10 protein-coding genes and 1 other annotated feature are annotated in these 12,630 nt (G+C 55.0%); all 10 genes read right to left on the reverse strand.

The window, feature by feature from the left end; genetic code table 11:
- Positions 1-7: 7 nt before the first annotated feature.
- Complete coding sequence (locus LK04_RS15780) at positions 8-1,705, reverse strand: OmpA family protein (RefSeq protein ID WP_039329462.1); 1,698 nt, start codon at positions 1,703-1,705, stop codon at positions 8-10.
- A 10-nt stretch (positions 1,706-1,715) separates the two neighbouring features.
- Positions 1,716-2,378: a type VI secretion system protein TssL, short form gene (gene tssL / locus LK04_RS15785; RefSeq protein WP_039329464.1), complete on the reverse strand. Its 663-nt coding sequence runs from the start codon at positions 2,376-2,378 to the stop codon at positions 1,716-1,718.
- Entirely contained in the window at positions 2,375-3,724 is a 1,350-nt protein-coding gene (gene tssK, locus LK04_RS15790) for a type VI secretion system baseplate subunit TssK (RefSeq protein WP_039329466.1), read from the reverse strand. Before tssK ends, tssL begins: the two co-directional genes overlap by 4 nt.
- A 14-nt stretch (positions 3,725-3,738) precedes the next feature.
- Positions 3,739-5,271 (reverse strand): type VI secretion system contractile sheath large subunit, encoded by a 1,533-nt coding sequence (tssC, locus tag LK04_RS15795; protein WP_039329468.1) that lies wholly within the window; start codon positions 5,269-5,271, stop codon positions 3,739-3,741.
- Positions 5,272-5,298: 27 nt separating this feature from the next.
- Positions 5,299-5,793 carry a type VI secretion system contractile sheath small subunit gene (tssB, locus tag LK04_RS15800; RefSeq protein ID WP_039329469.1) on the reverse strand — a complete coding sequence of 165 codons (495 nt, stop codon included), beginning with the start codon at positions 5,791-5,793 and terminating at the stop codon, positions 5,299-5,301.
- A 769-nt stretch (positions 5,794-6,562) separates the two neighbouring features.
- Entirely contained in the window at positions 6,563-7,849 is a 1,287-nt protein-coding gene (thrC, locus tag LK04_RS15805) for a threonine synthase (RefSeq protein ID WP_039329471.1), read from the reverse strand.
- Positions 7,850-7,852: 3 nt separating this feature from the next.
- Positions 7,853-8,782, reverse strand: a complete 930-nt coding sequence (thrB, locus tag LK04_RS15810; protein WP_039329582.1) for a homoserine kinase — start codon at positions 8,780-8,782, stop codon at positions 7,853-7,855.
- A 2-nt stretch (positions 8,783-8,784) separates the two neighbouring features.
- On the reverse strand, positions 8,785-11,247 hold the full coding sequence (gene thrA, locus LK04_RS15815) for a bifunctional aspartate kinase/homoserine dehydrogenase I (RefSeq protein WP_039329473.1): 2,463 nt from the start codon (positions 11,245-11,247) through the stop codon (positions 8,785-8,787).
- A 26-nt stretch (positions 11,248-11,273) separates the two neighbouring features.
- Positions 11,274-11,396 (reverse strand) — a sequence feature (Thr leader region).
- Positions 11,332-11,403: a thr operon leader peptide gene (gene thrL, locus LK04_RS20805; RefSeq protein ID WP_128601299.1), complete on the reverse strand. Its 72-nt coding sequence runs from the start codon at positions 11,401-11,403 to the stop codon at positions 11,332-11,334. Its footprint overlaps the feature before it by 65 nt.
- A 202-nt stretch (positions 11,404-11,605) precedes the next feature.
- On the reverse strand, positions 11,606-12,295 hold the full coding sequence (locus LK04_RS15820; RefSeq protein WP_039329474.1) for a tRNA/rRNA methyltransferase: 690 nt from the start codon (positions 12,293-12,295) through the stop codon (positions 11,606-11,608).
- Positions 12,296-12,630: the final 335 nt, after the last annotated feature.

Here is a 12,630-nt window from a genome sequence, read left to right on the forward strand (position 1 = left end):
CTGTTGTTTATGGGTTTTTGTCACCTGATGGCGACGAGAGTGATAAGTCTGATTGCCGTGCAGCTGGCTGGCAGGCCGCTGCGTTCGGTACCAGACTGATCTCAACCCTGCGGTTAGCAGCCCGCCCCGCAGAGGTTGTATTGGTGGCGACCGGCCGCGTTGCACCATATCCCTGAATCGCAAAACAGGTTTCAGGGATATCGCTGGTGGCGATCATCCAGTCGCGCACGGCGGCCGCACGAGCCAGCGAAAGTTGCTGGTTCGCGTGCGTATCGCCGGTACTGTCGGTATGCCCGGTGACTAACACCATCCAACCGGGCTTGGCTTTGATATCTATCAGGGCATCCACCAGCACTTTGGTCGATCCCGTTTTCAATGCGGATTTCCCCACCTCGAACAGCGACATGCTGTCCAGACGGACCAGACGTGGCACCCCTTTTTCAGGCGGTTTCGCCGGAGGAACGTAGCCGCGAATCTCTGCCATAACCGGCGGATAGAGCTGCTCTCCCGGATAGAGCCCCAGCGCTAAATGCACGGGCGCGCCGTTGCGCTGATACTTCTCCAGCAGTCGCGCATCGCTCTGTAACTGGTTTAATGCCGGGACTTTTAGCGCCGTGTTGGTCATCGCAATCGCACGATAGCGTGCGACATCACTGGCGATAGCGCGCAGCAGACGATGGTTGTTCCACGATGAGCACGCCAGCGCGATCACGCTAAATAGCGTCACCAGCGCCAGGGCATACACGGCGGCACGTTGGGGGGGAGAGTAGCCACGACGTACCGGCAACTGAGCCAGAAGAAAGTCGGGGAAGCGGCCATGGCTGGAAACTGTATCGGTTGCCAGCGACCGCAGCGTGGTGCGTTGCTGCAACCACTGCTGCCACAGGTTACGCGGAACTGATGCCACCTCGGGCTGCCAGCTCATCGCCATCGCGTGCAGATGCAGTGGCGCACTGGCTTGCTCAGTGCCACTGAACTGCGGCAGAACCTGCTCACGCAGCCAGGCAATCTGGCTGCTTAGCATCACGCCCTGCGCCAGTCGCGAGGCTTTTTCACTGTCATCCGCATTCGCTACCCAGCGACTCAGCGGCGTGCCCTGTTGCTGTTCATCCCACACGCGCACGCCGGCCTGTGCGGCCTCCACGCTAAACCACGGCGAAGGCGCGCCCTGTAGCAGACAAGCCAACATTGCGGGTAGCACATGGCCGCTGTGTTGTGCACAGCGCTGTACCTGAAAACGAAATTCGCGCAGCTGTGCCGCCAGTACCGGCTGGTCATGGTGCTGCTCGGGTTGCAGCACCAGCAGCGCACTCAGTTGTGTGCTCCAGCCGGGACGTATCGCCAGCAGCATCTCGCTGTAATGTGCCAGTTGATCCGGCTGAGGAATGAGGATGTAGCATCCCTGCGCGGTTTCACGCACCGCTTCGCCAGCAAACAGCGCCTCTGCACATTCGCCCACGGTCAACACTACCGGCAGACGATAGTCCACGTCCGGCAGGGCGGCGACCAGTTGTTCACCTAAAGGCGCATGGCGTAAGGCCTGTGCGGCGCGACCTGTGCGCCACCAGGCAACGGCAGCGACCAGCACGGCAGCTACCGCACCTGCCCAGGCCGCACTGCGGCTCACAGGCAGGAAAACCACGCAGATGATCAACGCAGCGAGGCAGCTCATCAGCCATAGCGTGCGTTTCAAGAGGATACTCAACGGCTGCTCCTTAGCCCTGTGATTCCTGTAACCAGTCACTCAGTGACTGTTGAAGCTGGTAATGCAGGCCAAACCACACCACGGCAACGATGACTACCGCGCTCGCTGCCCAGAACCACAGCGAACGGCCGCGCCACAGTCCGGTTGAACGGCGGCCGACATGGGCGAGAATTGGCGTCTCTTCTGCAACATCAAACGGCGGCACCCGCGCAGCCAGTTCGGCGATCAACGCCTGGCGCTTCTGCTGCGGCTGATTCCGATAGCGCCCCTGGAAGCCGAGCATCAACACACGATGGAAGCAGCTCAGTACCAGTGGGTTTGGCGCGGGCTGCGCCAGCACCTGCTGCATACGCTGATAGAGCAACTCGCCACCTTGCAGCGTATTGAAGAAACGCGCCTGCAGTGGTGTACGCATCCAAAAGGCATAGCCGTTGTCATCTAGCGGGCGATTGAGCACTGTCTCATCCAGCAGCACACACTGCGCATAAGCAATGTGGTCGCTGTCTTCGCTGACAATCCCCTGCCCGGCCAAACGCTGGCGTGTCTGTTCAACCAGTTCAACGCCGCGCTGATAGAGCGCTTCGCCCTCTTCCGCCACATCGCCGTTGCGCAGGGCAACCACCAGCAGCCAAGTGTCGCGCAGCAGTTCATCAATGGAGAGTTGTTGTTTCATGAGCGCAGCACCGCATAGAGTTCTAATTTAATGCCCGGCAACACACCTGGAACGTAAATGGCACAGGTGCCTGCCGTGAGCATCGCGACCGCCGAGGGATGCGCCAGATCCAGCGCAAAGTATTGGTTCTCCAGCCGCAGTGGGATCGCTGCTGGCACGTGGCTCAGCGGAATGAGCGGCACGCCGTTCAGTGCGCCATTGATGATGTTGTTCACTTCATCTGGCGTACCGATTTTGCACAGCGGCGGGAACTGACTCTGCAGCTGATGCGCAGGCAAGTCGGAACGCACGGAGAGGTAGAAATCAGCCTCTTCACGCAGGCGGCTATCGGTCAACTGGGCGCGCCACTGGTTCTCACGCACCAACTCCAGCTCCACGGCCACCACGCGCGATGGCAGGCTCGCCTCCAGCAGCGTGCTGATCAGGGTAAACAGTGGGGGAAAGACGTCGGCTGGCCTGGCGTGGTCATAACGCGGGATGGCATCCATGTCGTGCTCCAGCGAGAAGGTCAACATGCTGCCCGCCAGCTTGACCAATTCGCGATAAACCAGTTCAGGATGAATCATCGGTGAGGTTTCAAAATCCAACAACACCGGTTCGTAAGTGTTAAGCGCATTCAACAGCCAGAACAGCGAAACATCCGCGACGGCAAAATCAGCCATGCGCTGATTATTCTCGCGGCGCATGCCCATCAAACGCATACGTTTGGCACGTAACTGCGCGACACGCAGGCTCAGTTGATCCTGCAATAACTCACTGCTACCAAACGCCAGCAGTGGCGGGATAAACGCGTTGTCGATCTGCCATCCGTTCTGCCCATCGCGCTGTAAGCGCACCAGCGGACAAGTGAAGTATTCGTCATTATTGTCGATGTCAAAACGCAGCGAGAGTGCGTACCGCTCAACGGCGATCGACTCTTGCTCGGTGCCGAACACATCCTGCACTGACACCCACTCCTGCTGATAACGCAGTGGGCGCTCGGAAGCTTGCGTACCGGTCTGGCAGTTGCCGCCGTTGGCGTGTTCCAGTGGCAGCGCCAGCAGCACCGTCACCTGATGACAGTCCGCGGGAATCGCCCGCTGCAGATCCACCGCCGCAGGCAGCGCGTCGGCACGGTCGCTGTCAATCAGGGTGCCATCCTGCAAACGCACCGCCAGATGTTGTGCATTCAGGCGATTGACGCGCAGCGCCTCCCCATCGAAGCGCGCGTTCAGCACGCCCCACGGGTGTGTCAGACTCAACTGTGCAATGCACTGGTTGGTGAGCGCTTCCCAGCGCGCCTGTTGCTGGAACTGATGCGGCGCAAGGAATGCGCCTTCAATCCACAGCGGGCGTGAAACCTTCATTGTTGCTCCCTGACTTACGCTTTCGCCTTCGGCATTTGAGAAACCAGCGACAGGTTGACATCCAATCCTTCAACCTGGAAATGCGGAACTGCATAGAGTTTGACGCGGAAGAAACCGGGGTTATCTTCGATATCTTCCACCGTCACACGGGCTTCACGCAGCGGATGCGAGGCTTGCAGATCGTCCGAGGGATCGGTCATCTCCGTGACCAGCGTGTTGATCCAGTTATTCAGCTCCAGCTCCAGCATGCGACGATCTTTGGTGGTGCCGATGTTTTCCCGTTGCAGCAGCTTGAGGTAGTGCGCGATGCGCGACAGCAGGAAAATGTAAGGCAGACGCGCATTGATGCGGCTGTTAGCCGTGGCTTCGTCGGTGTCATACAGCGCCGGTTTTTGTGCCGAGTTCGCTGAGAAGAAGCAGGCGTAATCACGATTTTTGTAATACGACAGCGGGATAAAGCCGAGGTTAGCGAACTCAAATTCGCGCGTTTCCGGAATCATCACTTCAGAAGGAATTTTTACCTGATTACCGGTGCCGAGATCGTAAAGATGAATCGGCAAATCCGTTACCGCACCACCCGCCTGTGGGCCGCGAATCTGTACGCACCAGCCGTTGTTCACAAAGCTTTTCACCATGTTAGCGGCGAACGCAAAAGAGGCGTTGCTCCACAGGTAGCTGTCGTGATCCGGGCCTTTGACCTCTTCGACGTAGTTGAAACTGCGCACGGGCACGGTATCGGGACCATAAGGCAGGCGCCCTAATACGCGCGGCAGCGTCAGACCGATGTAGCGCGCATCATCGCTGTCGCGGAATGACTTCCACTTGATGTATTCCGCGCGGTCAAAGTAGTTGGCGATATCTTTGATGCCCGCCACTTCTTCCATGGTTTCTTTGCCGAAGAAGGCTGGTCCCACGGAAGCCACAAACGGCATATGCGCCGACGCCGCCACTTTGGAGATGTTACGCAACAGCGCAATATCCTGTGGGCTACGATCAAACTCGTAGTTGGCGATGGTAGAACCAATCGGTTCGCCGCCCGGCGTGTCGTACTCTTGGGTATAGGTGTGGTGATAGAAACCGCTTTGCACGATTTCTGGCGCGTCTTCAAAATCCAGACGCAAGTCGTCTTTCGAGACATCCAGCACTTCAATCTTCACGTTCTGACGGAAGTCAGTACGGTCCACCAGGAATTTCAAACCGCGCCACGCAGACTCCACTTTCTGGAATTCTGGATGATGCATCACCGCATCCAACTGGCGGCTAATCTGATTATCCAGTTCGCTGATGTGATTATCGAGCAGCGTCTTATCCAGACGCTCGACTTTCTGCGATGATTGCTTGAGCAGATTGAGGAACACGCTGACGGCGGCGGTCACGCGCTCATCGGCAGAGGTATCTGCCAGTGCATCGTTATCCTGGAATGCATCAATGCCGTTTAATTGGCTGACCGGGTTGAGGTTGATCTTCTCGAAAAGCGACTGATAGACGCCACCCTCCAGCGTTGCATGGCCTGGGCTGGCGGTCGCCTGAGTTTCTCGTTGTGACATAGTTAGCTCCTTGCTGATAACGGACGTTTACGCTTGCGGTGCCAATGCGGCCAGCTCTGCGCGCAGCTCATCACTGAGTGCTTCGTCTTTGAGAATATTTTCCAGTTCGCGGCGGAACGTGGCGTTATCCAACAGGTTGGACTTCAAATCGCGTAGCAGATTGCGCATCGAGAGCAGTGCACGCAGTTGAGGAATTTGGCGGGCGACCTGCTCGGGTTCAAAATCAGCCATCTCTTTAAAATCCAGCTTCACTGCCGCTTCACTGCCATCCGCTGCCAGCGTATCGGCAACGGTGAGATTCACCTTTGGGTTGTACTCCGCCAGTACCTGGTTGAAGTTGTTTTTGTTAATCGAGATTTTTTCACGTTCTGAAACGGCGCGATCGTCCTGACCGTTGCTGTAATCCCCCACCACCATCAGCTTTAATGGCAATTCCACTTTTTTCTGCGCACCACCGGTGTGCAAATCGAGTTTGATATTGACGCGTGCTGCGGGTACTTCGTCCTGAAAGCTATTAGCCATGTGAATACCTGTTTTTTGTCTTTTGACCGAGCGCGTCCCTGACGGAATAAAGTCGCCATGTCATCGAAGAAAGAAAAAGTATCCGGCTCTACCGTGAGAGTGAGCAGGTAATGCTATTACCTGGCGGTGATAGCCGAAATTGTTGAGGGCTGAACTTTAACCAGATTGAAGAGTGCTGTCTGTGGTCGGAGGAGGACAACCTGTTACAAAATGTGAAAAAAAATAAGTGACAGGTTCTATTAATTAATTTGTCGTAGCGCCAACGATAATAAGAGATCCATAAGAAACGAAGCGACAAAATCACAGGAAATCAATTTTACATTTAGTAACACTCTCAGCATTTATGGAAAATATCCTTTAAAATGAGATCATTGCAATATTAGCTGATATATAATCACCACCAGAAAGCAATCTCACTTCAGTAAATATATTAAGATTTATCTGTATTCCATTGCAGAAAATGGCTTTAAAACACCTGGTTAATGGCCATGGCGTTAAGCTTTAATAAGCAAAATTTCACTTATCTCCTGCTTGGTTAGTGATTTCTTTAGTGACTAAAGTGCGTTTTTTCATGCGTTAGGACGTTTAGTAACATGAATTCATAACGATAGTTAAATTTAATTAATGTGATCATGCTAAGCCAATTTCCAGTCTGATAATGTAAATAAACATGTAACTACGCTATCTCCCGCTGTCGTCACGTGGAAAAAAGACAAAAAAAAACCTGCCGTAATATCCGGCAGGCTTTTTTTCAACGAACGGACGTGGATTAAGCTTTTAGCAAGAACTTACGCAGCTCTGCGAAATCCGCTTTCAAGTTGTGTGACAACAATGGCAGCTCAGCGCGCTCTGCCAGTTCTGGCGGCAGTGGCAGTTCCTGGCCCAGAATCTCATCCACGCTCTCTTTGAATTTGGCCGGATGCGCGGTGCCGAGGAACAGACCGAATTCGCCTTCCTGCAGGTTGTCGCGCAGCATGCGGTAAGCAATCGCCGCGTGCGGTTCTGAGATGTAGCCAATCTCCGCCAGCTCGCGCATGGTGGATTTGGTGGTCTCATCGGATACCGCGCCAGACACCAGATCGGTCAGACGCCAGGTTTTGCGGCGGAACAACTCTTCCACGCGCGGCCAGTTGTTTGGCTGGCTGACATCCATCGCATTCGACAAGGTTGCCACGGTCGCATTCGGCTGCCATTCACCGTTACCCAGGAAGCGCGGCACGGTATCGTTGGCGTTGGTGGCCGCGATAAAGCGCTTGATCGGCAAACCGAGTGATTTCGCCAGCAGGCCAGCCGTCAGGTCACCAAAGTTACCGCTTGGCACCGAAACCACCAGCTGATTACGTTGCTCTTGCGGCAACTGCGCCACGGCTTCAAAGTAGTAGCAGATCTGCGCTAACAGACGGCTGATGTTGATGGAGTTCGCCGAGTTCAGGCCAATCGCCTTCTTCAGCTCTTCATCATCAAACGCCTGTTTCACCAGCGCCTGGCAGGCATCGAAATCGCCTTCCACCGCGATGGTTTCAATGTTGCCACCCAGCGTACAGAACAGTTTCTCCTGCAGCGGGCTGATTTTGCCCTGCGGATACAGGATCACCACGCGCACGTTTTCCATGCCGTAGAACGCATGGGCCACCGCTGCGCCGGTATCACCGGAGGTCGCGGTCAGAATCGTGATCTGCTCATCGGCACCGGACACATAAGAGAGCATCTGCGCCATGAAACGGCCGCCGAAATCTTTGAATGCCAGCGTTGGGCCATGGAACAGTTCAAGGCAAGCCACATCGTCACTGACTTTCGCCACCGGTGCCGGGAAGGCAAAGGCGTTTTTCACGCGCTCAGCCAACTGGTGTGCGGCAATCTCATCGCCAATGTATGCAGAGAGAATTTTGCTGCTGCGGCTGACGAAATCCATCTCCAGCATCGCATCGATGTCGGTCAGTTCGAATTCCGGCAGTTCGAGCGGGAAGAACAGGCCTTGCTGCGAGCCGAGGCCCTGCTTAACGGCCTGAGCAAAGCTCACCTGCTCGTTGTGATCCTTAAGGTTGTAGAGTTTCATGCGTTATCCCAAGTTACGTGCGCCAGCCGTATCAAGACGGCAGATATGGACGAAGCCTTCATCATTTTGCAGATAGTGCTGGCTCAGCCAGTCTGCCATCCGCTGTGCCGTTGCCATCTCGTTGCAAACAGCGAAAAGTGTCGGGCCTGAGCCCGAAATACCGCAAGCCAGCGCGCCAATATCGGCTGCGGCTTGACGCGCCTCGGCAAAGCCTGGCAGCAGTTTGGTGCGGTAAGGTTCGGCAATCACATCCTGCATCAGTTTAGCCGCCAGCAGCGGCTGGCGGGTATGGCAGGCGTGAATAAAGCCCGCTAACAGGCGACCATGCTTGATGGCATCGTCTTTGCGATATTGCGCAGGCAGAATCGCACGCGCTTCCGCAGTTGAGACCTTGATGCCCGGATAGGCCATCACCCACAGCCAATCGTCAAAGCACGGCACCTCCTGACTGATGATGCCGTTCTCTTCAATCATCAACTGCACGCCGCCGAGGAAGCAAGGTGCGACGTTGTCGTAATGCACGCTACCCGAAATACGCCCTTCCAGCTCGCCCATCAGCGCCAGCAGTTCGGTATCATTCAGCGGCTTGCCGCAGAATTCGTTCATCGCCATCAAACCGGCCACCACGGAACAAGCGCTGGAACCCAGACCTGAACCGATCGGCATGTTCTTTTCCAGCGTCATCGCTACCGGCACTTCTTTGCCAATCGCCTGGCAGAAGCGCTCCCAGCACTGATACACGATGTTCTCATGCGGATTGGTCGGCAGCTTGCTGACAAAACGCCCGGTGTTGACCAGGCTAAAGCTCTCAGCCGCTTCTACTGATACGCAGTCACCCAACAGGGTGCCATCCACCGGCGAAACCGCCGCGCCCAGCACATCAAAGCCGACGCTGACGTTACCTATCGAGGCCGGTGCATAAATTTTTACCATCATCAAACTCCCAACTTCCACGACAGTGTACGCAGCAGATCGGCAAATACGCCGGCCGCTGTGACATCATTCCCCGCGCCATATCCACGCAGAACCAGCGGGATTGGCTGATAATAGCGGCTGTAAAACGCCAGCGCGTTCTCGCCGTTCTTCACTTTGTACAGTGGATCGTTACCGTCCACCGCATCGATTTTCACTTTGCAGACGCCACCTTCTTCAATCGCGCCGACGAAGCGTAACACTTTACCTTCATCACGCGCTTTGGCAACGCGGGCGGCAAAAGCATCATCCAGTTCCGGCAGGCGAGCCATAAATTGCTCAACGTCGGCGATGTCAGTCAGTTCGGCGGGCAGCAGCGGTTCGATCTCAATATCGCTCAGCTCTAACTGATGACCGGCTTCACGGGCCAGAATCAGCAGTTTACGCGCCACATCGGTGCCGGAAAGGTCGTCACGCGGATCCGGCTCAGTAAAGCCCATCTCACGCGCCATCTTGGTGGCTTCTGACAGCGAAACCCCCTCGTCCAGCTTACCGAAGATAAAGGAGAGCGAACCGGAGAGGATACCGGAGAATTTGATCAGCTCGTCTCCAGCGCTCATCAGATTTTGCAGGTTTTCGATCACCGGCAGACCGGCACCAACGTTGGTGTCATACAGGAACTTGCGGCGAGACTTGGCGGCGGCTGCACGCATCTGCTGATAGTAATTCCAGGATGCAGTGTTGGCCTTTTTGTTTGGCGTCACCACGTGGAAACCTTCTGCCAGGAAGTCAGCATATTGATCGGCCACGGCCTGGCTTGAAGTACAGTCCACAATCACCGGGTTAAGCAGGTGATACTCCTTCACCAGACGAATCAGGCGACCGAGATTAAACGGCTCTTTAGCCTCGCTCAGTGCAGATTTCCAGTTGCTGAGATCGATGCCGTGGACGTTAGTCAGCAAGGCACGTGAATTGGCGATACCGCACACGCGCAAATCAATGTGCTTCTCTTTCAGCCACGCCTGCTGACGGTGCAGCTGCTCCAGCAATGCGGCACCGACACCGCCCACGCCCACCACAAACACTTCGATCACCTGATCGGTGGCAAACAGCATCTGATGCACCACGCGCACGCCGGTAGTGACTTCATCGTTACTCACCACCACCGAAATGGAACGCTCGGAAGAGCCCTGTGCAATCGCCACGATATTGATGTTGGCACGGGCCAGCGCCGAGAAGAATTTCGCGGAGATACCGCGCAGGGTGCGCATACCATCACCGACCACCGAGATCACCGCCAACTGCTCCAGCACATCGAGCGGATCCAGCAGGCCATCTTTCAGTTCGAGGTAGAACTCCTCTTCCAGCACGCGACGCGCACGCGCCTGCTCGCTCTGCGGCACACAGAAGCTGATGCTGTATTCAGAAGAGGATTGGGTGATCAGTACGACAGAGATACCGGTGCGAGACATCGCGGCAAATACGCGCGCCGCCATGCCGACCATGCCTTTCATACCGGGACCCGAGACGTTAAACATCGCCATGTTGTTAAGGTTGGTGATGCCTTTCACCGGATTCTCATCCAGCTCGCCTTCACCACCGATTAAGGTGCCGGGCGCTTGCGGATTGGCGGTATTTTTAATCAGGCAAGGGATCTGGAACTGAGCAATCGGGGCGATGGTACGTGGATGCAGCACTTTCGCGCCGAAGTAGGAAAGCTCCATCGCTTCCTGATAGGACATCGACTTCAGCAGGCGAGCATCTGGCACCTGACGCGGGTCGCAGGTGTAAACGCCGTCTACGTCAGTCCAGATTTCGCAGCAGTCGGCGCGTAAGCACGCTGCCAGCACCGCCGCCGAGTAGTCGGAGCCATTACGGCCCAGCACCACCAGTTCGCCCTTCTCGTTACCGGCAGTGAAACCGGCCATCAGAATCATGTGATCGGCAGGGATTTGGCTTGCGGCGATACGGCGGGTGGATTCGGCGATATCAACAGTGGATTCGAGGTAGTGACCCACCGCCAGCAGTTTCTCAACCGGATCGATCACCGTCACTTTGTGGCCACGTGCCTGCAGCAGCGCTTCCATAATGGCGATAGATAGCTTTTCACCGCGGCAGATGATGGCAGCATTCACGGCATCCGGGCATTGACCGAGCAGGCTGATACCGTGGAGCACCTGTTTCAGCTGCGCGAATTCCAACTCGATACGGGTTTTCAGTCCATCGAAGTCAAAACCCGGCTGGGCTTCTGTCAGGCCTTGCAGCAGTTCGGCAAAAATACGTTCGGCATCGCTGATATTCGGCAGCGCGTCCTGGCCACTGATGGTTTTCTCAATCATCGCCACCAGATGATTGGTGATTTTCGCTGGCGCAGAGAGCACGGTGGCAACCTGTCCCTGTTGCGCGTTGCTTTCCAGAATATCTGCCACGCGAAGAAAACGTTCCGCATTGGCTACTGAGGTTCCGCCGAATTTCAGCACTCGCATGATTGAAGCTCTCCTGAATTTTTGCCGAAAAAAAAGCCCGCACTGTTTAGGTGCGGGCTTTTTTCTTTGTTTTTCCTGTATGCGTCAGCCCGCACCGTTACCTGTGGTAATGGTGGTGGTAATAATAATTGTGGTGTTCAGGCTGTGATTACGCATTGAGATTTTTTCTGTCTGTCTTTGTCTTGTCCGTCTGCCTTCCAGAAGTAAAGCAAAGCGCACGTTAAGTCAACGAATTTGTCTTAGCCGCGATTTTACGGCTGCTGCGCAGAGTTCGGTTTCTGCGCGCAAATCATATTGGGATCGTTCAACAGATCGCCTGGTTTCCCGATCTGTCACTAAGAACCCGCATATTCACCGATTATTTATCTATAAGTTTTTTTTCTACATCATGCAGCAACCGATGCAGCATGGCGCTATCACGCTGTTCCAGTAAGCCGATACGTTGATCGATCCAGTCCGCCATTTTCGCATCGTCACTCACCTCCAGCTTCACCAGCAGTTGATGGAAGCGTTCACGTAAAGCCTGCAACTGATGTTCATTTGCCGCTTCATTGCGTTCAACCGCAACCTGATTGAGCGCAGATAACTGATAGCAGTACACCATCACCGCCTGGCCGAGATTGAGCGAGGGATAATCATTGGCCATCGGAATACCGGTCAGCAGATCGACCTGCTCCAGCTCTTCATTGGTTAACCCGCTGTCTTCACGACCAAACACCAGCGCGATGCGACTCAGCCATTGGCGCTTCTCCTGCAGGATGGTTTCTACCTGGGTTGGCGTCGCGTAGTAGCGGAACTTCGCGCGGCTGCGTGCAGTGGTGGCGACAGAGAAATCCACGTCTGCCAGCGCTTCACTCAAGGTGCCGTAGGTTTTAACGTTATCAAGGATCTCACCGGCACCGTGCGCCACACGGCGCGCGGCGGGATCTTGCCAGGCATCGCTGGCCACAATGCGCAATTCGCTAAAGCCCATGGTTTTCATGGCGCGGGCTGCCGCGCCGATATTCTCTGGACGGGCGGGTGAGACAAGGATCAGGGGGAAATGCATGATTTTTCCATCGAACTGTTAACAACTCGCCCTATGTTGGCATGCAGTGGCAAAAATACCAACCACACGGGTGAGAGAAAATAAGATGTTAAGGATGTTAAAAGAGGATAAAAGCCATGGGGAGAAGAATACGTGGCATATAAGCGAAATTTCTACGTTTAATTAATATAAAATCATTGTTTTTCATATTATTGAAATATTATTTCCTGCAGGTTTTAGTTTTAATGTTATGCAGCCAAAATGTAGCAAAAATGCTGCTTTTTGTGAGCTAAGCTTGCATTCCTGGAGAAGTTTTTCATAAAAGTGTTAACGTGCTACACTTGCATTTGATATAA

The organism is Pantoea vagans (genome assembly GCF_001506165.1).
GTDB lineage: Bacteria > Pseudomonadota > Gammaproteobacteria > Enterobacterales > Enterobacteriaceae > Pantoea > Pantoea vagans_C.